Origin of the sequence: Actinoplanes sp. NPDC051513, assembly GCF_044454685.1 — a bacterium.
Classification (GTDB): Bacteria; Actinomycetota; Actinomycetes; order Mycobacteriales; family Micromonosporaceae; genus Actinoplanes.
The window spans coordinates 167,010-187,038 of record NZ_JBITDW010000001.1 but is presented as its reverse complement, the minus strand read 5'-3'; the positions used below and the strand labels follow the sequence as shown (position 1 = coordinate 187,038).

Annotated in this window: 24 protein-coding genes; 16 read left to right on the top strand and 8 right to left on the bottom strand. The window is 71.2% G+C overall.

What is annotated here, in order from left to right; translation table 11 throughout:
- Nucleotides 1–87 precede the first annotated feature (87 nt).
- A complete protein-coding gene (locus ACIA5D_RS00920; protein ID WP_396027757.1) occupies nt 88–471 on the top strand; it encodes a DUF3099 domain-containing protein in 384 nt (127 codons plus the stop codon).
- Here ACIA5D_RS00920 and ACIA5D_RS00915 read toward each other — a convergent pair.
- Together ACIA5D_RS00915 and ACIA5D_RS00910 are read right to left on the bottom strand one after the other, a co-directional pair.
- Nucleotides 468–1,343, bottom strand: coding sequence for a carbohydrate kinase family protein (locus tag ACIA5D_RS00915; RefSeq protein WP_396027756.1), 876 nt, complete (start codon nt 1,341–1,343; stop codon nt 468–470). The genes ACIA5D_RS00920 and ACIA5D_RS00915 overlap by 4 nt on opposite strands.
- Nucleotides 1,340–2,287: a pseudouridine-5'-phosphate glycosidase gene (locus tag ACIA5D_RS00910; RefSeq protein WP_396027755.1), complete on the bottom strand. Its 948-nt coding sequence runs from the start codon at nt 2,285–2,287 to the stop codon at nt 1,340–1,342. The genes ACIA5D_RS00915 and ACIA5D_RS00910 overlap by 4 nt, the downstream gene beginning before the upstream one ends.
- Before the next feature lie 133 nt (nt 2,288–2,420).
- Between ACIA5D_RS00910 and ACIA5D_RS00905 the strand changes: the two genes are divergently transcribed.
- From ACIA5D_RS00905 to ACIA5D_RS00880, 6 genes are read left to right on the top strand one after another with little or no spacing between them, the layout of a single operon-like run.
- Nucleotides 2,421–2,639: a DUF3039 domain-containing protein gene (locus tag ACIA5D_RS00905; RefSeq protein ID WP_396027754.1), complete on the top strand. Its 219-nt coding sequence runs from the start codon at nt 2,421–2,423 to the stop codon at nt 2,637–2,639.
- Nucleotides 2,606–3,241 (top strand): trimeric intracellular cation channel family protein, encoded by a 636-nt coding sequence (locus ACIA5D_RS00900; protein ID WP_396027753.1) that lies wholly within the window; start codon nt 2,606–2,608, stop codon nt 3,239–3,241. Before ACIA5D_RS00905 ends, ACIA5D_RS00900 begins: the two co-directional genes overlap by 34 nt.
- A 50-nt stretch (nt 3,242–3,291) precedes the next feature.
- Nucleotides 3,292–5,022, top strand: coding sequence for a DEAD/DEAH box helicase (locus ACIA5D_RS00895; RefSeq protein ID WP_396027752.1), 1,731 nt, complete (start codon nt 3,292–3,294; stop codon nt 5,020–5,022).
- A 16-nt stretch (nt 5,023–5,038) separates the two neighbouring features.
- Nucleotides 5,039–6,175, top strand: a complete 1,137-nt coding sequence (locus ACIA5D_RS00890; protein ID WP_396027751.1) for a lanthionine synthetase LanC family protein — start codon at nt 5,039–5,041, stop codon at nt 6,173–6,175.
- Between the two features lie 41 nt (nt 6,176–6,216).
- Nucleotides 6,217–6,708, top strand: coding sequence for a hypothetical protein (locus tag ACIA5D_RS00885; protein ID WP_396027750.1), 492 nt, complete (start codon nt 6,217–6,219; stop codon nt 6,706–6,708).
- Nucleotides 6,708–6,944, top strand: a complete 237-nt coding sequence (locus ACIA5D_RS00880) for a helix-turn-helix transcriptional regulator (protein WP_396027749.1) — start codon at nt 6,708–6,710, stop codon at nt 6,942–6,944. The genes ACIA5D_RS00885 and ACIA5D_RS00880 overlap by 1 nt, the downstream gene beginning before the upstream one ends.
- Before the next feature lie 52 nt (nt 6,945–6,996).
- Here the strand turns inward: ACIA5D_RS00880 and ACIA5D_RS00875 are convergent, their stop codons facing one another.
- Both ACIA5D_RS00875 and ACIA5D_RS00870 read right to left on the bottom strand, forming a co-directional pair.
- On the bottom strand, nt 6,997–7,236 hold the full coding sequence (locus ACIA5D_RS00875) for a hypothetical protein (RefSeq protein ID WP_133874972.1): 240 nt from the start codon (nt 7,234–7,236) through the stop codon (nt 6,997–6,999).
- Between the two features lie 241 nt (nt 7,237–7,477).
- On the bottom strand, nt 7,478–9,079 hold the full coding sequence (locus ACIA5D_RS00870; protein WP_396027748.1) for an RNA polymerase sigma factor: 1,602 nt from the start codon (nt 9,077–9,079) through the stop codon (nt 7,478–7,480).
- 217 nt (nt 9,080–9,296) lie between these two features.
- On the opposite strand from ACIA5D_RS00870, the gene ACIA5D_RS00865 reads away from it, so the two are divergent.
- Nucleotides 9,297–10,100 carry an inositol monophosphatase family protein gene (locus ACIA5D_RS00865; protein ID WP_396027747.1) on the top strand — a complete coding sequence of 268 codons (804 nt, stop codon included), beginning with the start codon at nt 9,297–9,299 and terminating at the stop codon, nt 10,098–10,100.
- On the opposite strand, the gene ACIA5D_RS00860 is transcribed toward ACIA5D_RS00865, so the two are convergent.
- Nucleotides 10,097–10,645 (bottom strand): LytR C-terminal domain-containing protein, encoded by a 549-nt coding sequence (locus ACIA5D_RS00860; protein WP_396027746.1) that lies wholly within the window; start codon nt 10,643–10,645, stop codon nt 10,097–10,099. The genes ACIA5D_RS00865 and ACIA5D_RS00860 overlap by 4 nt on opposite strands.
- A gap of 347 nt (nt 10,646–10,992) precedes the next feature.
- On the opposite strand from ACIA5D_RS00860, the gene ACIA5D_RS00855 reads away from it, so the two are divergent.
- Together ACIA5D_RS00855 and ACIA5D_RS00850 are read left to right on the top strand one after the other, a co-directional pair.
- On the top strand, nt 10,993–11,289 hold the full coding sequence (locus tag ACIA5D_RS00855; RefSeq protein ID WP_020512573.1) for a DUF4193 domain-containing protein: 297 nt from the start codon (nt 10,993–10,995) through the stop codon (nt 11,287–11,289).
- Nucleotides 11,290–11,415: 126 nt separating this feature from the next.
- Nucleotides 11,416–12,216, top strand: a complete 801-nt coding sequence (locus ACIA5D_RS00850) for a hypothetical protein (protein WP_396027745.1) — start codon at nt 11,416–11,418, stop codon at nt 12,214–12,216.
- On the opposite strand, the gene ACIA5D_RS00845 is transcribed toward ACIA5D_RS00850, so the two are convergent.
- Nucleotides 12,200–12,703 carry a DUF3093 domain-containing protein gene (locus tag ACIA5D_RS00845; RefSeq protein ID WP_396027744.1) on the bottom strand — a complete coding sequence of 168 codons (504 nt, stop codon included), beginning with the start codon at nt 12,701–12,703 and terminating at the stop codon, nt 12,200–12,202. The two genes, ACIA5D_RS00850 and ACIA5D_RS00845, sit on opposite strands and share 17 nt — an antisense overlap.
- Before the next feature lie 84 nt (nt 12,704–12,787).
- Here ACIA5D_RS00845 and dut point away from each other — a divergent pair, with 84 nt between their 5' ends.
- Genes dut through ACIA5D_RS00825 form a run of 4 tightly spaced genes read left to right on the top strand, consistent with a single transcriptional unit; the run spans nt 12,788 to nt 15,108 of the window.
- The gene (gene dut / locus ACIA5D_RS00840) at nt 12,788–13,270 is read left to right on the top strand and encodes a dUTP diphosphatase (protein ID WP_396027743.1); all 483 of its coding nucleotides are present in this window, start codon (nt 12,788–12,790) and stop codon (nt 13,268–13,270) included.
- Nucleotides 13,257–13,931, top strand: a complete 675-nt coding sequence (locus ACIA5D_RS00835; RefSeq protein ID WP_396027742.1) for a DUF3710 domain-containing protein — start codon at nt 13,257–13,259, stop codon at nt 13,929–13,931. The genes dut and ACIA5D_RS00835 overlap by 14 nt, the downstream gene beginning before the upstream one ends.
- 32 nt (nt 13,932–13,963) lie before the next feature.
- Nucleotides 13,964–14,341, top strand: coding sequence for an OB-fold nucleic acid binding domain-containing protein (locus ACIA5D_RS00830; RefSeq protein ID WP_396027741.1), 378 nt, complete (start codon nt 13,964–13,966; stop codon nt 14,339–14,341).
- The gene (locus tag ACIA5D_RS00825; RefSeq protein WP_396027740.1) at nt 14,338–15,108 is read left to right on the top strand and encodes a DUF3159 domain-containing protein; all 771 of its coding nucleotides are present in this window, start codon (nt 14,338–14,340) and stop codon (nt 15,106–15,108) included. Before ACIA5D_RS00830 ends, ACIA5D_RS00825 begins: the two co-directional genes overlap by 4 nt.
- A 113-nt stretch (nt 15,109–15,221) precedes the next feature.
- Here ACIA5D_RS00825 and ACIA5D_RS00820 read toward each other — a convergent pair whose 3' ends face one another.
- Entirely contained in the window at nt 15,222–15,908 is a 687-nt protein-coding gene (locus ACIA5D_RS00820) for a potassium channel family protein (protein ID WP_396027739.1), read from the bottom strand.
- On the bottom strand, nt 15,905–16,576 hold the full coding sequence (locus ACIA5D_RS00815; protein ID WP_396027738.1) for a potassium channel family protein: 672 nt from the start codon (nt 16,574–16,576) through the stop codon (nt 15,905–15,907). Before ACIA5D_RS00815 ends, ACIA5D_RS00820 begins: the two co-directional genes overlap by 4 nt.
- A 113-nt stretch (nt 16,577–16,689) precedes the next feature.
- On the opposite strand from ACIA5D_RS00815, the gene ACIA5D_RS00810 reads away from it, so the two are divergent.
- Both ACIA5D_RS00810 and ACIA5D_RS00805 read left to right on the top strand, forming a co-directional pair.
- Nucleotides 16,690–18,720 (top strand): APC family permease, encoded by a 2,031-nt coding sequence (locus tag ACIA5D_RS00810; RefSeq protein WP_396027737.1) that lies wholly within the window; start codon nt 16,690–16,692, stop codon nt 18,718–18,720.
- Nucleotides 18,717–20,027, top strand: coding sequence for a class I SAM-dependent RNA methyltransferase (locus tag ACIA5D_RS00805; RefSeq protein ID WP_396027736.1), 1,311 nt, complete (start codon nt 18,717–18,719; stop codon nt 20,025–20,027). Before ACIA5D_RS00810 ends, ACIA5D_RS00805 begins: the two co-directional genes overlap by 4 nt.
- The last annotated feature ends 2 nt before the right edge of the window (nt 20,028–20,029 follow it).

Genomic DNA, 20,029 nt, shown 5'->3' with positions numbered 1-20,029 from the left:
GATCGCTTCGAGGGGCGTGCATCCGCGGACTGGGTGGGCATCGATGGCTTCTCGGTGCAAGGATGAGGGGTCGATCGGAGTTCCACCGTGAAGAAGCAGCCGGTCCTGATCACCGACGCCGCCCGCAGTCAGGACGAGCAGTTCCACAGCCGGCAGGTCCGTTACGTGACGATGATGGGCCTGCGTGCCGTCTGCCTGGTCGTGGGCGCGATCCTGATCAGCGTCCATCCCCCGCTGCTCGCGCTCTGGCTCATCCTCTGCGTGGTCGGCATGGTCAGCCTGCCGTGGATGGCCGTGCTGATCGCGAACGACCGGCCCGCCCGCAGCAAGGCCGAGCGGGCAGCGGCCGCCGCCGAGCGCGAGAAACCCCAGCCGTCGCTCACCCAGCACACCGACGAGCAGGTCGAGTACCTGACGATCGACGTCGACTGGGCGACCACCGAAGCGGAACGCGAGCGCAAGCAGCACTAACGAGGCCGGGCGCCGATCTGGGCGACCGCCTCGGCGCCGAGAGCCGCCCCGGCCGCGAGCGCTGCCTGCGGCCCCGCACCGGAACACCAGGCGTCGAGCAGACCGGCCGCGAAAGCGTCGCCCGCGCCCGTGGGGTCCTTCATCGGTACGCGCGAGACCGTCCCATGCCAGATCCGCCCGGCGCGATCCGCCCAGCACGCCCCGGCCGCGCCCCGTTTGACCACGGCGTTCGCCACGTGCGCGGTCAGCCCGGCTGCCTGCTCGGCCGGCGCGCCCGGACCGGCCAGCACCTCGGCCTCGTCCGCGTTGCACAGGAGCAGGTCGGCACCGCGTACCCAATTCAGGAAAGCCCGCGCACCCACGGCCCGCAGCGGCGCCGCCGAGGCCGCATCGACGCTCGTCGTGAGACCTCGCTCGGAGGCGGCCGCCAAGGCGGCGAGGCCGGCCGGACGCGAGCCGTCATGCAGCAGCGGATAGCCGGAAAGGTGCAGGTGGGTGGCGTCGGTGGCCTTGATCGCGGCGATTACGTCGGCGGGGTCGAGCAGAAGCGAGGCGCCCCGGTCGGTGACCATCGTGCGCTCCTCGGGGCCGGCCAGCACCACCACGCTCCCGGTCACGGCCCCGGCGTGCGCCCGCACCACGCAGCGCACCCCGGTCGCGGTCAGCTCGGCCACCCGCTCGCGGCCCGCCGGATCGTCGCCCACCGCCGCCACCAGCGTCACCCGGCGGCCGGCGTGGGCCAGCCATGCGGCCGTGTTCGCCGCCTGGCCACCGCCGCCCACGGTGATCGCCGCGGCCGTGTCCGAGCCGATCTCGATCGGGCCGGCGTGCGACACCAGCACGTCGGTGACCAGGTCGCCGACGACGATCACGCGGGTACGGAGAAGCCCAGCGTGGCCGGCGTCGCGGTGCTCGCCACGGCGATCTCGGCGGCCAGCGCGGCGTTGCGCAGGATGATCCGGACGTTCACCGCCAGGCTCTGCCCCTCGGTGCTCTCGTGGAAGTGCGAGAGCAGGAACGGGGTGACCGCCTTGCCGGTGACGCCGTCGCGGGCCAGCAGCGCGAGCCCTTCCTGCAGCGTGCGGTCGTGCAGCGCCGGGTCGAGCTGCTCGTCGGCGGGCAGCGGGTTGGCCAGGATCAGCGCGCCGGCGCCGACCGCCTGGTCGGTGCGGGCCCGGATCACGTCGGCGACCTGCTCGGGGGAGTCGAGCTCCCAGTCGATGTCGAAGCCGCCGTCGGTGATGAAGAAGCCCGGGAAGCGCCTCGTGCGGTAGCCGGCCACGGCGACGCCCAGCGTCTCGAGGCGCTCCAGCGTCGCTCCCACGTCGAGGATCGACTTGACCCCGGCGCAGACCACGACGATCGGCGTGCGGGCCAGGGTGACCAGGTCGGCCGACTCGTCGAACGTGACGCTCGCTTCCCGGTGCACGCCGCCGAGGCCGCCCGTGGCGAACACGCCGATCTCGGCGGCCGCGGCGACCGCGCTGGTCGCGGCGACCGTGGTGGCGCCGTCGGCCCCGCGGGCGGCGGCCACGGCCAGGTCGCGGACGCTGAGCTTGGCCACGCCCTCGGCGAGCGCCAGGTGCTGAACCTGGTCGTCGTCGAGGCCCACCACGAGCTCGCCGCCGATCATGCCGATCGTCGCGGGCACCGCGCCGTTGTTCCGGACAGTCTGCTCGATCTCGCGGGCCACCCGCAGGTTGTCGGGGTGGGGGAGGCCGTGGGAGATGATCGTGCTCTCCAGCGCGACCACCGGCCGCCCGTCCCGGCGGGCGCGGGTTACGTGCTCGCCGTATCGAATCGCGAAGTCAGTCACGAGGCAACCGTACGGTGCCGTTGGACCGTCCCGCTGTGAGGTGTCAGACTTGCTGGTTGGAGCTTCGTACCCTCCGCCGGGCTGGGGGCGCCGGCGGTATGACTCGAGTTGAAGACGGAAGGGCAGATTCGTCGTGAGCACGCAGATTCTGGAGCGGCCGGAGACCAAGGACGCCGACACCGGACCGGAGATGTTCCATTACGTCCGTAAGGAGAAGATCGCCGAGAGCGCGGTCATGGGCACCTTCGTCGTAGCGCTGTGCGGCGAGAAGTTCCCGGTGACCAAGACGCCGAAGCCCGGCTCCCCGGTCTGCCCGCAGTGCAAGGAGATCTACGAAGCGATGACGCACTGAGCGGTCTGCTCGTCGGCGATCTCGTCGGCGTCGCGGTCTTCGCCGCTTCCGGCGCGTCGGCCGCGATCGCCAAGCGCCTCGACCTGTTCGGCGTCGCCTTCGTCGGTTTCGTGGCTGCGCTCGGCGGCGGCATCCTGCGCGATCTGGTGATCGGCGCGGTGCCGCCGCTGGCGTTCGCCGACTGGCGGTACGCGGTGACCGCGGTCACCGCCTCGGTCGCCGTCTTCTGGCTGCACCCTCAGCTCTCCCGGCTGCGCCGCGCGGTGCTGCTGCTGGACGCGGCCGGGCTCGGCCTGTTCACCGTCACCGGCACGCTCAAGGCGCTGGACGCGAACGTGCCGCCGGTCGGGGCGTGTCTCATCGGCATGATCACCGCGATCGGCGGCGGTCTCGCCCGCGACCTTCTCACCGGCGAGATCCCGGTGGTGCTGCAGCGTGACATCTACGCGGTCGCCGCGCTCGGCGGCGCGATCCTCATCACGATTGTGCACGGTCTGGGGCTGGTCGGTCCGATCCCGACGGTGGCTGCGGCCGTGCTCATCACGGGTGTGCGCCTGCTCGCTCTCTATCGCCGGTGGTCCGCGCCGATCGCCGTGCCCTGACCCGTACCTGGCTATGCTGGCGTCTCTGTGCCGGAACTGAAGGGAAGTTCGTGAGCCCGCCTTTACCGGATCTGGAGACGTTCCCGCCGCTGCGGGCCTGGCAACGAAAGGCGCTGGTGGAGTACCTCCGCCGCCGTTCCGATGACTTCATGGCCGTGGCGACACCCGGGGCCGGCAAGACCACCTTCGCCCTCCGGATCGCCGCCGAGCTCCTCGCCGACGGCACCGTCGAGGCGGTCACCGTGGTCTGCCCCACCGAGCACCTCAAGTCCCAGTGGGCGGCCGCCGCCGGCCGGGTCGGCATCCAGCTCGACCCGACCTTCCGCAACGCCGACGTGCACTCCTCGCGCGACTTCCACGGCGCGGTCCTCACCTATGCCCAGGTCGGCATGGCCCCGGCCGTGCACCGGCGGCGCACGATGACCCGCAGCACGTTCGTCATCCTCGACGAGATCCACCACGCCGGCGACTCGCGCACCTGGGGCGACGGGGTCAAGTCTGCCTTCGAGGAGGCCACCCGCCGGCTCATGCTCACCGGCACCCCGTTCCGCTCCGACGAGAACCCGATCCCGTTCGTCGCCTACGAGCGCGGCGAGGACGGGATGCAGCGCTCCCGGGCCGACTCCGTCTACGGGTACGCGGACGCGTTACGCGACCGGGTCGTGCGGCCGGTGCTGTTCATGGCGTACTCGGGCGAGACCCGGTGGCGCACCAACGCGGGGGACGAGCTGGCCGCGCGCCTCGGCGAGCCGATGACCAAGGATCTGGTGGCGCAGGCGTGGCGTACGGCGCTCGACCACCGCGGCGACTGGATGCCGCAGGTGCTGCGGGCCGCCGACGCCCGGCTCTCCCGGCTGCGCGAGCACGGCATTGCCGACGCGGGCGGCCTGGTCATCGCGAGCGACCAGCAGACCGCCCGGGCGTACGCGAAGCTGCTGCACGAGATCACCGGGCGGCCGGCCGTGGTCGTGCTCTCCGACGACGAGGGCGCCTCGGGCCGGATCGCCTCGTTCGCCGCCTCCGAGGATCGGTGGATGGTCGCGGTGCGGATGGTCTCCGAAGGCGTCGACATCCCGCGCCTGGCGGTCGGCGTCTACGCCACCAGCGCCTCGACCCCGCTGTACTTCGCGCAGGCGATCGGCCGCTTCGTGCGGGCCCGGGTGCCGGGCGAGACCGCGACGGTGTTCCTGCCCAGCGTGCCGCACCTGCTCGGGCTGGCCAGCGAGATGGAGGCGCAGCGCGACCACATCCTGGGCGCGCCGAAGCAGAAGGACGGCCTCGACGACGACCTGATGGAGCGGGCGCAGCGCGAGGAGGACGCCTCCGGCGAGCTGGAGAAGCAGTTCGAGGCGCTGTCCTCGATCGCCGAGCTCGACCAGGTCATCTACGACGGCACCTCGTTCGGCACCGGCGCCCGCACGGGCACCGCCGAGGAGGAGGAGTACCTCGGCATTCCCGGCCTGCTCACGCCCGATCAGGTGTCGGTGGTGCTGAACAAGCGGCAGGCCGATCAGATGGCGGCGCAGAAGCGGCAAAGGGCGGCCGAGCCGGCGTCGGTGCCGGCCCAGCGCGATCCGGCGCCCGTGCCGATGACCGCGGGGGAACGGCGCAACAGCCTTCGCCGGCAGCTGAACACGCTGGTGGCGGCCCATCACCACCGCACCAACCTGCCGCACGGCAAGATCCACGCCGAGTTGCGGCGGCTCTGCGGCGGCCCGCCCAGCGCTCAGGCGACCATTGAGCAGTTGGAAGAGCGGATCGCGACAATCCAGACATTGTGAGGTCGTTGTGTCGTCGGTGGCCCGTCAGGCGTTCGAGTGGATCGAGTCGGTGGGGGTGCCGGGCGACGACGGCGGATCGGCCTGGCTCGAGGGCGGCGAGGTCGTCGACTTCCTGTACTCGGGCGCGGCCGGTGTGCTGCTCGGCTGCGCTGAGGCCCGTGCCGCCGGGCTGGACGTCGATGCTCTGGCGGGCCGGGCGCGAGACCGCCTGATCGGGCTGTCGTTGGCCGACGACGGGCTCTTCGACGGGCAGGCCGGGATCGTGGTCGCATTGCGCGCCTGGGGAGACGACGCCGCCGCTCCGGCGGCCGCCGGCCTCGCCGAGCGGATCCTGCGGCGGGACGCCGACCCCGCCCGCTGCACCGACATCATCTCGGGCGACGCGGGCATCCTGCTGGCGCTGCTCGACCCCCTGCAGCCCGAGGCCGTCGCCACGCTCGCCGACGGGCTGGTCGCGCTCGCCGACGACCGGCCGGACGGGCTGCACTGGTGGATGCGCCCCGACTATCCGAACCTGATGCCGGGCTTCTCCCATGGGACGGCCGGCGTCGCGTACGCAATCTTGCGGGCCGGAATCGCACTCGGCCGCACCGACCTCGTGGACGTCGCCGTCCGCGCCGCGGACGGCCTGCTGGCCCTCGGTCACCACCCGGACGGCTGGGCGGTCCCGCTGCTGATCCCGCCCGAGCCCGGCCGGCCGGCGGTGAACTTCGGCTGGTGCCACGGCCCCACGGGCACGCTGCGGCTCTTCGGGCTCCTGGAGCAGGTTGACCCACACCCACGCTGGTTTTCCGGCGCCCAGGCCTGTCTGGGGGCCCTGGGGGCCGCCCGGCTGCCGGCGCGGCTCCACCCGGGCTACTGGGACAACGTGGCCCGCTGCTGCGGCACCGCGGGCGTCGGCCAGGTCCTGCTCGACCGCTACCAGGCCACCGGCGACCCGGCCCTGCTCGCGTTCTCGCGGCGGCTGGCCGACGACGTCCTGGCCCGCACGGTGACGATGCCGCACGGCGTGGCCTGGTCGAACACCGAGCACACCGCCACGCCGCCCGACCTGCCGCCGGAGCCGGGCTTCATGCAGGGGGCCGCCGGGATCGCCGGCTGGCTCGCCCGCCTCGACGCGCCCGGAACCCCGGCGGCCGTGCCGTGGTGTTAAGTCCTCTTGACGTCAAGAGGACTTAACATGATGATGGACGCATGGCGACATCAGTGCTCGACCGCGTGGTGCGGTGGAATCTCGATCTGGACGGCGATCTCTACGGCGACGAGCGGGAGCGGTATCGGTGGTATGAGGGCATCGCCACCGCCTCCCAGCTCCAAGCGATCCTCATCCCCTGGGCGGCGGCGATCGCGGTGTGGCCGCTCGGCGAGGACTCGGTGGTGCCGCTGGCGCTCATGCTGCTCGCGTTCTGGCTCCCCGCCGTGCTCGGCACGGTCTACGTCCGGGCCCGCAAGGTCGAGACCGCTCCGCGCAGCTGGAGCCCCAAGCGGGCTCTGCTGACCGCCCTGGCCGCCCTGCCCTACGGGGTGTTCGTGGCCGGGGCGTTCTACGTCCACAACCCCGACAGCGCGACCTGGATCGGCGCGATCATGGGCGGCGCGCTCGGCGCGGCCATCAGCGTCGTGGCCCTGACCGTCAAGGGCCGGGAGCGGCGACGGCGCGAGGCGCTCGCCAAGGACGACGACTGATGGCGCCACCCTCCGGCCCGGTGCGGGCCGCGGAGGCCGACGGCGCGGCGGGCGCCTGCATCCGGGCGGCCCGCAAGGAGGCCGGTCTCACCCAGCAGGGGCTCTCGGCGGCGGTCGGGGTGAGCCGGCAGACCATCATCGCGATGGAGACCGGCGATTACGCCCCTTCGGTGTACCTGGCCATCAAGATCGCCCGCGCGCTGGGCGTCACCGTGGAAAGCCTCTGGGACGCGTGAAGAGGGACGCCCCACACCTGGGCGTCCCTCTTGCTACGTCTTTGCGGGGGATTTAGTTGGAGTTAGACATCATGTCCGCGCCACGCCAGGTGAACTCCGGGTCCGCCGCGTACTGCACTGCGATCTTCACCAGGTCCTCGGCGTACCGGTTGGCGTGGTGTCCGCAGAACACCAGCTCACCGCCACCAGCCAGGGTCAAACGGAGCTTTCCTGCTGCATTGCAGCGGTCGCACCGTTCATCGGCTGCGGTGCCGGCCAAACTACCCGCCGGCGGCGTGAGAGTCGGGGTCATCGCCTTCCTCCTCTGTTCGAACCGATGAACACGTTCCTCGGCTACTGCTCACATCGTGCAACACCCTGCACCGTTGCAGCCTTCCCACTGTGCCCCAGGGGGACCGGGGTCACACGTGTTCCGGCTAGTGTGCCGTGATCCAAGGGTGCCACGTCAACGATCACTTCTGCACAACGGTCTGACCACCACCCGTCGATGTACGGGTGGTGACCAAACAGACACGCAGTGTTGACTGCTTGATCTAGTCCAGGTAATCCCGAAGAACCTGCGACCGGGACGGGTGACGCAGCTTCGACATCGTCTTGGACTCGATCTGCCGGATCCGCTCGCGGGTGACGCCGTAGACCTGACCGATCTCGTCCAGCGTGCGCGGCTGGCCGTCGGTCAGCCCGAAGCGCAGCCGGACCACGCCGGCCTCGCGCTCGGAGAGCGTCTGGAGCACCTGCTGGAGCTGGTCCTGCAGCAGCGAGAACGAGACCGCGTCGACCGCGACGACCGCCTCGGAGTCCTCGATGAAGTCGCCGAGCTGGCTGTCGCCCTCGTCGCCGATCGTCTGGTCGAGCGAGATGGGCTCCCGGGCGTACTGCTGGATCTCCAGCACCTTCTCCGGGGTGATGTCCATCTCCTTGGCCAGCTCTTCCGGGGTGGGCTCGCGGCCCAGGTCCTGGAGCAGCTCACGCTGTATGCGGCCGAGCTTGTTGATGACCTCGACCATGTGTACCGGGATGCGGATCGTGCGGGCCTGGTCGGCCATGGCGCGGGTGATCGCCTGCCGGATCCACCACGTCGCGTACGTCGAGAACTTGTAGCCCTTGGTGTAGTCGAACTTCTCGACCGCGCGGATCAGGCCGAGGTTGCCTTCCTGGATCAGGTCGAGGAAGGCCATGCCGCGGCCGGTGTAGCGCTTGGCCAGCGACACCACCAGACGCAGGTTGGCCTCGAGCAGGTGGTTCTTCGCCCGCTCGCCGTCGCGGCCGATCCAGCGCAGGTCGCGCTCCATCGTCCGCTCGAGCTTCTCCTCGCCCTCGTCGCCGGCGCGCAGGCGCTCGGCCGCGTACAGCCCGGCCTCGATGCGCTTGGCCAGCTCGACCTCCTGCTCGGCGTTCAGCAGGGGGACCTTGCCGATCTGCTTCAGGTACGCGCGTACGGAGTCGGCGGACGCGGTGAGCTCGGCGTCGCGGCGGGCCTGCTTGAGGGCCTCGGACTCCTCGTCGTCCCACTCGAAGTCGCCGTCGGTGGCCGAGCTCGCGGCGTCGGTCGCGGCGGCCGCGACCATGGCGGCCGGCTCCTCGACGACCACGTCCTCGATCTCGGCGGCCAGCTCCTCGGGATCGATGTCCTCGGCGGCTTCCCCGGGCGCACCCTCCTCGCCCGGAGCGGCGGCCTTGCCGGGCGCGGCCTTCTTGGCGGGAGCGGCGGACTTGGCCGCCTTCTTGGCGGGGGCCGCCTTCTTCGCCGGAGCGGCCTCGGCCTCGGCAGCAGGCGCCGCGGAGGCGCTCTGCTTCGGGGCAGCGGCCTTCTTGGTGGCCGGAGCCGCCTTGGCGGTGGTGGCCTTGGAGGCGGGAGTCGCGGCCCGGGCCGCGGCGACCTTGCGACGGGTGCTCGCCGAGCCGTCGACGACCACGGTGACGCCCGCGTCCACGAGCCCGCGCAAGATCTTCTTGGCCTGAGCCGGGTTCACCTCGGCGGACTCGAGCGTGCGCGCGACCTCGGCCGATGTGAGCTGCCCGCCGGCGCCCTGCGCATGGGCGATCAGGGCCTCGGTGAGAGAACGAACGTCGGCACCGTTCTGGTGGGCTTCTGTCACGAAAGACCTTCCGGAGGCGATGAGTTGCACGGCCATGAGCCCAGCGCAGCGCACGGCGAAGAGGCTGGCCGGTGTTGGTGTGGGGACCCCCGGAACACGGACGATCGGAGCATCTGATGTCCGCGAAGCGGTGGGCAGGGGTGAATTGTAGCGCCGTCCAGCTAGATCCTCCCGCCGCAGCACGCCGCAGGGGGTCGCCGACCTCGCCGGAGACGCTTGGCGCGAGAATGGTATCGGCGGAAAGGGCGAACAAATGAGCGAGTTTCCGGCGGCCGACGAGCTGCTTTCGATCGCCGTGCCGATCGCGCGGGAGGCCGCGGCCACCGCGCGGCGGATGCGGGCCGAGGCGATCACCGATGTGTCGACCAAGAGCACCCTGACGGACGTGGTCACCGAGGCCGACCGGGCGGTGGAACGGCAGGTGGTCGAGGCCCTGCGTGCCGCGCGTCCCGCGGACGGCGTGTTGGGCGAGGAATACGGCGAGTCGTCATCCGGTGCGGTGCGCTGGATCCTCGACCCGATCGACGGAACGGTGAACTACCTGTACGGCATCCCGGCGTACGCGGTGTCGCTGGCCGCCGAGGCGGACGGCATGGTGGTCGCCGGCGTGGTGATCAACGCGGCCACCGGAGACGAGTGGACCGCGACCCGCGGCGGCGGCGCCCGGCGGGCGGGGCGGCGGCTGCGGTGCTCGTCCCGGACCGACCTGTCCCAGGTTCTGCTCGGCACCGGTTTCGGCTACGACGCCAAGCGCCGGGCGCACCAGGGCGCCGTCGTCGCCCAGTTGATCACCCGAGTGCGCGACATCCGGCGCATCGGCGCGGCGTCGCTCGACCTCTGCTCGGTCGGCGAGGGGGTGCTCGACGCGTACTTCGAGAAGGGTCTCAATCCTTGGGATCATGCGGCCGGTGGTCTGGTCGCCACCGAGGCCGGCGCGATCGTCCGCGGCCTCGACGGCGCGCCGCCGAGCCTCGACATGGTGGTCGCGGCCCCGCCCGCGATCTTCGGGCCCCTTCAGGACCTGCTGGTGGAGCTGGATGCCGCCGGAGGAGCTTAGGAGTCGTCGTCCTTCTTCTTGATCGGCTTGATGCACGCGCCCGGCGGCAGCGTCGGCTCGCCGACCTCGACCAGCGACTGGTTGACCTCGGTCGTCGTGGCGAGCTGCCGGAACTGGCTGCCGATCACGATGTCGATGGCGGCGCCCTTGCGCTTGGCGTTGTATTCCATCTTCGACTGGGCCAGGAAGTAGGCCCGCAGCAGCTGGGCACGCCCGACCGCGTCCGGACCGAACCGGATCTCGGCGACGCCCTTGTATTTGGTCTTGCTCTCGGCCGGCTTCTGCACGGTGAAGCGCCGGTTCTTGAATTCGTTGGTGACGCTGTCGGCCAGCCCGGGGGTGTTCGTGCCGTTGAGGATCTTCACGGTGACCTCCGCCGGGTCGTCCGGCAGCGTCACGTCGGCGAGCGGGGAGCCCGCGGGGCAGTCCTCGCCGGTCACTGCGTCGCCCTGCGTGTCGCGGACCAGGGCGGTCACGACGAAGACCACCGCGGCCACGGCGAGCACGCCAACGACGACGAGCGCTCGGACGCGGGCAAAGCTCATGGGGCTGGCTCCAGGATTTGACTAAGGCGGCCGCGGGGGACGCGGTGCCTGTCGAGAGGTTAGCGTCTGTGCGCCAGGCATGCGGAAACAGGGAATCCCTCCGGCGCGCCGACGATGATCCAGAGCGTTTCGCCCCTACTTTGATGTCGCCTCGGTCACATCGGGAACAATGGGCCGCCTGTATGCGTACAACGATGCCGCGACGCAGGTAAGGTTCCGCGCTCGCCGGGGCAGTTTCTACAGGTCAGTCCGAGTGTCAGAAATCGTCCGCCGGAAGCGGGAACCGAAACCTCGTCACAGGCGTTACTAACGCCAAGTGACTCATCGATACAGGAGAGTGAAAACCGATGGCCACCGACTACGACGCCCCGCGTCGCGATGAGGTCGACCTCGGCGAGGACAGCCTCGAGGAGCTCAAGGCCCGTCGCGCCGACTCGCAGTCGGGCTCAGTGGACGTCGACGAGGTCGAGGTGGCGGAAAGCTTCGAGCTGCCCGGCGCCGACCTGGCCGACGAGGAACTGACCGTCAAGGTGCTGCCCATGCAGCAAGACGAGTTCCGCTGCGCCCGCTGCTTCCTCGTTCACCACCGCAGCCAGTTGGCCGCGGAACGGAACGGGGAGCTGATCTGCCGCGAGTGCGCCTGACCGGCGGCTCGCGCGCAGTGCGCCACCCGGCCGCGTTCCCCCGACTGGACCGTGCTGGTTTCAATGGGGGACACGACCGGGCATTCGGCTTCACAGCTGATGCCACGCACCATGGGGAGGACGACCATGAGCCACCCTTCACCTGACGTCGAGCCGGGCGCCGCCACGCCCATCGAGCCCGATGTCGACGGCGACGCCGACCTCGGCAAGACGGTCGCGGCGCTGACCGCCGACGATCTCGAGCCCACCTCCCGGCGGGAACTGCTCGGCCGCCTGGTCGGCGACATCCGCCGGCGGGGGCTGGGCCAGCTGTTCCGTCCCAAGGCCGCGTTGCGCTGGATGGCCGACGTGGTCACGGACGTGGCGCCGCACGTCCCGATCCGCGATCGGGCCATGCTCCACCGCCACTTCCCCGGCCTGGACGACGACGACCTGGCCGAGCGCCTGATCCGCAACGCCGCGCGGTCCACCGCGAGCATCGGCGCGGTCGGCGGCGGCGTGGCCGCCGTCGAGTGGGTCGCCACGCCCACCCTGCTCTCCATGCCGGTGCTGCTGGCGGCCGAGACGGTGGCGGTGGTGGCGATCGAGCTCAAACTGCTGGGCGAGCTGCACGAGGTCTACGGGCGGCCGATCAGCGGCACCCCCAGCCAACGCGCCCTCGCGCTGCTCCAGGCGTGGTCGCAGCAGCGTGGGATCAACCCGTTGCTGCCCGGCGTGGGAGTGGCCACCGTGCTCGGCACGGCCGCCCGCCGCGACCTGCAGAACAGCATCCTGCGCCGCTTCGGCCGCAGCCTGAGCACGTTGGGGCCGCTGCTCACCGGCGCCGCGGTCGCCGGCTATCTCAACCGGCGGGCCACCCGGTCGCTGGGCGAGCGCGTGGGCAAGGACCTGCGCCGTTCTCGGCCGAAGATCATCGAGTCTTCTTGAGCCCACCGCGCTCGACCGCGTCGAGCAGCGCGGTCGCCAGCTCCACCGGGCGCCGCGTGCTGATCACCCAGAAGGGCGTGGGGTCGGCCGGATCGTCGAGCAGCACCTGCACCGCCGGACCGATCCACGGCCGCTGGATGACGAAGGCCATCGGGTGGGCGCCCACGCCGAGCGCCTCCCGCTTGCCGGCGGCGTCGAGCGCGACCACGTCGGCGATCACGGCGAGCGGCAGCCGGGCGTCGTCGACCTGGAGCTCGTCGGCGGTGACGGTCACCCGGATGCGGCCGAACCAGACCAGCAGAGCCGCGGTGGCGGGCAGCAGCACGACGAACGGCAGCCAGGCCGGGAACTCGGGAAAACCGAGCAGGATCTCGAATCCGACGATCAGGTCGACCGCCAGCGCGGCCAGCCAGGCCCACACGGTGAGCCCCAGCCGCTCGGTGTAAGCGGCCGGTGCCGTGCTGCGCGCGGGGGACTCCGGTGTCACCCTGGAAGGGTACGGCGCGCCTCCGAAGCCGGGCACGGCAGGATGGCAGGGTGGGGTGCCCTGCCTTGATGAAGGAAGCTTGCCTTGACCGACGTAGTGATCCCGATCCGCCGGCTCGACCCCGACCTGCCGCTGCCGGCCTACGCCCACCCCGGTGACGCCGGCGCCGACCTGGTCGCCGCCGAGGACACCGAGCTGGCGCCGGGCGGGCGTGCCGCCGTGCGCACCGGCGTCGCGGTGGCGATCCCGGAGGGGTACGTCGGCCTCGTGCATCCCCGCTCCGGCCTGGCGGCCCGGCTGGGTGTGACCGTGCTCAACGCGCCCGGTACGGTCGACGCCGGCTACCGCGGCGAGGTTCTTGTCATCCTGGTGAACCACGACCGGGAGCAGACCGTCAAGATCTCTCGCGGCGACCGCATCGCCCAGCTGGTCGTCCAGCGGGTCGAGCGCGCCGTGTTCCACGTGGTCGACACCCTCGACGACACCGCGCGCGGTGCCGGCGGCACGGGGTCGACCGGTGGGCACCAGTCTTTGACCACGGAAGGTGGCAGTGATGTTCTCCCGTAAGCGCCCCAAGCACGTGCGTGCCACCGATGCGCCGCCGTCGGAGGCGCTCGCGCAGAGCCTTGCGGCCGACAACGACGCCCCGGCGCCCGAGCGCGGCCCCTGGGACTCCAGGCACGCCCCCGAGGGGGTGCAGAGGCTCGACCTGGGCAGCCTGCAGATCCCCGCGATCGAGGGCGTCGAGGTGCGGGTGCAGGCCAACCCGGACGGTGGCGTCGAGCAGGTCGTGCTGGTCGACGGCGACAGCGCGCTCCAGCTGGGGGTGTTCGCCGCTCCGCGTACCGACGGCATCTGGGACGAGGTGCGTGCCGAGATCGCCCAGGCGATGACCGCCGACGGGGTCTCGCCGCGCGAGCTTCAGGGCCCGTACGGCGTCGAGCTCACCGCGCGGGTCAACACCCCGGAAGGGCCGGCCGACGTGCGGTTCGTCGGCGTGGACGGGCCGCGCTGGATGGTGCGGGCGCTCTACCAGGGCGCGGCGGCGGCCGACCCGGGCCGCGAGGGCGCGCTCGGCGAGGTGCTCTCCGGGCTCGTGGTGGTCCGCGACGCCGAAGCCCGCCCGGTCCGCGAGGCGCTGCCCCTGCAACTGCCCAAGGAGATGCACGACGAGGCCGCCGCCGCCCAGGCCCAGGAGCAGCAGGGTCCCAACGGCCACCGCCCGTGATTCGGCCCGCTTGACGGCGTACCGTGGACCACATGTCCACCGATGAGCGCACCGGTCTGCGGAAGTTCTTCGACCGGTTGACCGCCAGCGACTCGGAACTCGATGCGGAGCATCTCCAACGGGAGAGCGCCAAGTGCGGCGCCATGCCGGCCGGCCAGTGCACCCGGGGGCAGGTCGTCTCGGTGTCCGGCCGGTTGCGCACGGTGGCGTACACTCCTCGGACCAACCTGCCGACGCTGGAGGCCGACCTCTACGACGGCAGCGACGTGGTCACGCTCGTCTTCCTGGGCCGCCGGTCGATCGCCGGCATCGAGCCGGGCAGGCAGCTCACCGCGCGTGGCCGAATAGCGATCCGGGACGACCGCAAGGTCATCTACAACCCGTACTACGAGCTGGAGGCGCCCCGGTGACACCCGGCAATGAGCCGCCGCGTCACGCCGCGCAGGAAACCGTGGAGGAACGGATCGCCGAAGAGGTGGTCGAGGAGCTGGACCTCAAGGAAGTTTCCTCAGATGACGAGGAACCATTTCCCTCGATGAGCGAGCAGATCGCCGAGCAGCTCGGCGGCGTCCGCGGCCTCATCGAGTCGAGCCTTCCGGTCCTCGCGTTCGTCCTGCTCAACGTTCTGCTCGGCGACGCCGTCCTCGGCCTCGACAAGCGCACCGCCCTGTATTGGGCGATCGCCGGCTCGGTGATCTCGGCGGTCGGCATCGGCGTCTTCCGCCTGATCCGCAAGCAGCCGGTCCGGCACGCGGTCAACGGCCTGTTCGGCATCGCGATCGGCGCCTTCCTGGCGTGGCGCACCGGCGAGGCCAAAGACTTCTACCTCCCCGGCATCCTGCTGACCTTCGGCCAGGCTGCCGTGCTGCTGCTCTCCGTGGTCGTGCGCAAGCCGATCATCGGGTACGCCTGGGGCATCATGGCCAACAAGGGACACCAGGACTGGTTCGGCAACGCCCGGCTGTTCCGTACGTTCCAATGGCTCACCCTGGTCTGGGTGGTCTCGCTGTCGCTCCGCGCCGGCATCCAGTACTACCTGTGGGCGCTCGGCGAGGCGAACGCGCTCGGCATCGTCCGCATCCTGATCAGCTGGCCGATCTACGCCGCCACGTTCGCCTACACGGCGTGGGCCATCCACCGCGTCACCACCGAGCAGAAAACCCCGGCCCCGGCCTGATCTGCCCTTGTTGCAGCTCAGCCCGCAGCGGGCGGCACCGGGGCCGGGACGGCAGCTAGCGCGCCCGGCTCGGCGGGGGCCTGGGCGGCCGCGTACGGAAAATGGGGTTGAATTTACGGGGTGTTTTCTCGGCCTTCGCTGCCCAGGACGACGGCGCGGATCTGGTCTTCCACCTCGGTGGTGCAGACGAAGATGAGTTCGTCGCCGGCCTCGAGGGGGTCGTCGGCGGTCGGGACCACGACTCGCTTGCCGCGCAGGATGGCCACCAGGGCCGAATCGCGGGGGAGCGGGACGTTGCGGACGGGCTGGCCCTCGTAGGGAGCGTTCCGAGGCAGCGTGATCTCGACGAGGTTCGCCTCGCCCTGGCGGAAGGTCATGAGGCGGACGAGGTCGCCGACCGTTACCGCCTCCTCGACCAGCGCCGCCATCAGGCGGGGCTTGCTGACCGACACGTCGACGCCCCACTGCTCGGTGAAAAGCCACTCGTTCTCGGCGCGGTTGACCCGGGCGACCACCCGCGGCACCGCGAACTCGGTCTTGGCCAGCAGCGAGACGACCAGGTTGGCCTTGTCGTCGCCGGTGGCGGCGACCACGACGTCGCAGCCGGCCACGTCGGCCTCCTCGAGGCTGGACAACTCGCAGGCGTCGGCGAGCACCCACTCGGCCTCGGGCACCCGCTCCGGTCGCAGCTGGCGCGGCTGTCGCTCGATCAGCATGACCCGGTGGCCGTTGCCGATCAGCTCCTGCGCGATCGACCGGCCGACGTTGCCTGCCCCAGCGATGGCGATGCGCATGGTCAATTCCCTTCCCTCAGCGAGCCCGAGCCCGCGGCGATGTCCAGCACATCGCCCACGGTGTCGTCGGTGACCAGCATGAAGATCTGGTCGCCGTCCTGGATGACGGTGGACGGGTTGCCGAGCGTGCCCATCCCGAAACGCATCAGGTAGGCCACCCGGGAGCCGGTGGCATCCTCCAGCGACTTGAGCGGGCGGCCTACCCAGTCGCGGTGCATCGGCACCTCGACGATGGAGACCACGCTGGTCGGATCGCGGAACACCTCGACGGTGCCTTCCGGCACGAGGTGGCGCACCATCCGGTCGGCGGCCCACCGGATCGTCGCCACCGTGGGGATGCCGAGCCGCTCGTACACCTGGGCGCGGCGCGAGTCGTAGATGCGGGCCACGACGCGGGACACGCCGAAGGTCTCGCGGGCCAGCCGGGCCGAGATGATGTTGGAGTTGTCGCCGCTGGAGACCGCGGCGAAGGCGTCGGCCCGCTCGATGCCGGCCGCGCGCATGACGTCGCGGTCGAAGCCGACCCCGGTGACCGTGATGCCGCCGAAGTCCGAGCCCAGGCGGCGGAACGCGTCCGCGTTCTGATCGATGACCGCGACCGAATGGCCTCGGCTCTCCAGGTTGTGCGCGAGCGTGGAGCCGAGCCGGCCACACCCCATGATCACCACATGCACGTGTCGCGCCCTCCCGGATCAATGCTGATATCAGTGAGCGTGCCATGCGCGTCCGGGCGACGGCCGCCGGGGCGGGGTACACGGCCCGTTGACCGCCCGTACCCTTGGCACTCGTGGCAAGTTCGACCTCCCTCGCCAAGCGGCTGCTGCTGGGCAGACCGTTCCGCTCCGACAAGTTGCAGCACACCCTGCTGCCCAAGCGGATCGCCCTGCCCGTTTTCGCCAGCGACGCGCTGTCGAGCGTGGCGTACGCGCCCGATGAGATCCTTCTGACCCTCTCGATCGCGGGCGCCGGCGCCTTCGCGATCTCGCCCTGGATCACCCTCGCCGTCGCGGTCGTGATGATCACCGTGGTGGCCAGCTACCGGCAGAACGTGCACGCCTACCCGTCCGGCGGCGGCGACTACGAGGTGGCCACGGTCAACCTCGGCCCGCGGGCCGGGCTCGGCGTGGCCAGCGCGCTGCTGGTCGACTACATCCTCACCGTGGCCGTGTCGACCTCGTCGGGCGTCGCGGCCCTGGGCGCGGTGTGGCCGCTGGCCAAGAACAACCCGGTCGCCTTCTGCATCGCCGGGATCGTCATCCTCACCGCGCTCAACCTGCGCGGCCTGCGCGAGGCGGGCACGGCCTTCGCCGTGCCGACCTACGCCTTCATCGTCGTCATCGTCTTCGTGATCCTCACCGGCCTGTTCCGCGAGTTCATCCTCGGCGACGACCTGCGCGCCCCCTCGGCCGACCTGGTGATCACGGCGGAGCACGGCCACCTGACCAACTTCGCCTTCGCCTATCTGCTGTTACGCACGTTCTCCTCGGGCTGTGCGGCGCTCACCGGCGTCGAGGCGATATCCAACGGCGTGCCCGCGTTCAAGCCGCCGAAGAGCAAGAACGCGGCGACCACGCTGCTGCTGCTCGGCGTGACCGCGATCATCATGCTGGTCGGCATCGTGGTGCTGTCGCGCATGACACACCTGCAGTTCGTCGAGGACCAGACCACCCAGATCGTCTCGGGGCCGCCCGGATACGACCAGAAACCGGTGGTCGCCCAGCTCGCCGAGACGGTCTTCGGCAACGGCTCGCCGCTGCTCTACGTGGTCAGCGCGGTCACCGCCCTGATCCTGTTCCTGGCCGCGAACACCGCCTTCAACGGCTTCCCGGTGCTCGGCTCGATCCTCGCCCAGGACCGCTACCTGCCGCGCCAGCTGCACACCCGCGGCGACCGGCTGGCCTTCTCCAACGGCATCATCTTCCTGGCCGGCGCCGCGATCGTGCTGGTCTTCGCCTTCCAGGCCGAGACCACCCGGCTCATCCAGCTCTATATCGTGGGCGTGTTCGTCTCGTTCACGCTGTCCCAGGGCGGCATGATCCGGCACTGGAACCGGCTGCTGCGCACCCAGCGAGACCCCGCGCGCCGCCGCCGGATGAAACGCTCCCGGGCGATCAACGCGTTCGGCATGGGCCTGACCGGCGCCGTCCTGATCGTCGTGCTGGTCACGAAGTTCCTGCTCGGCGCGTGGATCGCGATCGCCGCGATGCTGGTCATCTACGTGACCATGCTCGGCATTCGCAAGCACTACACGCGGGTCGCCCAGGAGCTGCAGCCCACCGACGAGCGCTCGGTGCTGCCCAGCCGCAACCACGCGGTCGTGCTGGTCAGCAAGGTGCACATGCCGACGCTGCGTGCCGTTGCCTACGCCCAGGCGACCCGGCCCGACACGCTCACCGCGGTCACGGTCAACGTGGACGACAAGGACACCCGCGCCATCCAGCAGGAGTGGGAGCGCCGGCAGATCCCGGTGCCGCTCACGGTGGTCGACTCGCCCTATCGCGAGATCACCCGCCCGATCATCGACTTCGTCAAGGGCATCCGTCGCGGCTCCCCGCGCGACGTGGTCACGGTCTTCGTGCCCGAATACGTGGTCGGCCGCTGGTGGGAGAATCTGCTGCACAACCAGAGCGCGCTGCGGATCAAGAGCCGGCTGCTGTTCGAGCCGGGCGTGATGGTGACGAGCGTGCCGTGGCAGCTGCGCTCCAGCCAGGATCGCGATCTGGATCGCTTCGACCGGGGCCTGAGCCATGCGCCGCAGCGTGGTCCGCGCGCCCGCCCCGAGCCACCGGCCGAGCCCGCCGAGGACGTGCGCACATGACCGATCCCAGCCTCGATCCCGGCGTCGATCCCAGCCTCGATCTCGTCGAGGGCGACCGGGTGGAGGTCGAGGTGGGCGCGCCCGCGCACGGCGGTCACTGCGTGGCCCGCCTGGACGGCCGCGTGCTGTTCGTCCGGCACGCCCTGCCCGGCGAGCGGGTCACCGCCGAGATCACCGAGCGTCACCGTGGCTACCTGCGCGCCGACGCCGTCGAGATCCATACGCCGTCGCCGGACCGCGTCGAGCCACCGTGCCCCTACGCCCACCCCGGTGGTTGCGGCGGTTGTGACCTTCAGCACGTCGCAAGCGACGCCCAGCTGCGCTGGAAGGCCGACGTGGTCCGGGAACAGCTTCGGCGTTTGGCCGGGCTTGATTTTCCCGTACGGGTGGAAGCACTGTCCCCGGTTCTGGGGTGGCGCAGCCGCGTTCGCTATGCCGTCGACGCCGCGGGCCGTCCCGGCCTGCTGCAACACCGCTCCCACCAGGTCGTCCCCATCGACCGCTGCCGCATCGCCCATCCGGCCATCCAGGAGCTCGACCTGCTCGACCGCGAGTGGCCGGACGTCGACGCGCTGGAGGCGGTGGCCTCGACCGGCGGCGACGTGGCCGCGCTGGCCCGCCCCGCGGGCAGCGGGCCGCTGCCCGTGGACGATCCCACCGATTCCGGCGTCGGGTCCGGCGTGGTGTCCGGCGTTTTGCCTGGCGGGCGGGTCCGGCTTTCGGGCCCTGACGAGGTGGCCGAGGAGGCGATGGGACGGCGCTGGCGCGTACCCCCTGAGGGTTTTTGGCAGGTTCACCCGGCCGCTGCCGACACGCTCGCCGCGACCGTCGTCGACCTTCTCCGGCCCGCCGCCGGCGAGATCTCCTGGGACCTCTACGGCGGAGCCGGCCTGTTCGCCGCGGCCGTCACCGATCGCACGGGCGCCCGGACGACCCTGGTCGAGTCGTCGCCGATCGGCTGCGCCGCCGCCCGCGCCAACCTCGCCGACCTTCCCGCCGTCGAGATCGTCGAGGCTCGCGTGGAGACCGCGCTGCACCGCCGCCGCGTGACCGGCCCGGTCGACCTGGTGGTCCTCGACCCGCCGCGCTCGGGCGCCGGCGCCCACGTGGTGCGGGCGATCGCCGCGGCCCGCCCCCGAGCCGTCGCCTACGTGGCTTGCGACCCGGCCGCGCTGGCTCGCGACGTGGGCACGTTTGGCTCGCTGGGCTGGCGGCTGACCGCCTTGCGCGCCTTCGACTGCTTCCCGATGACCCAGCATGTCGAGTGTGTCGCACTCCTCGAGCCCGCGCCTCAGCCCCTGGTCTGACA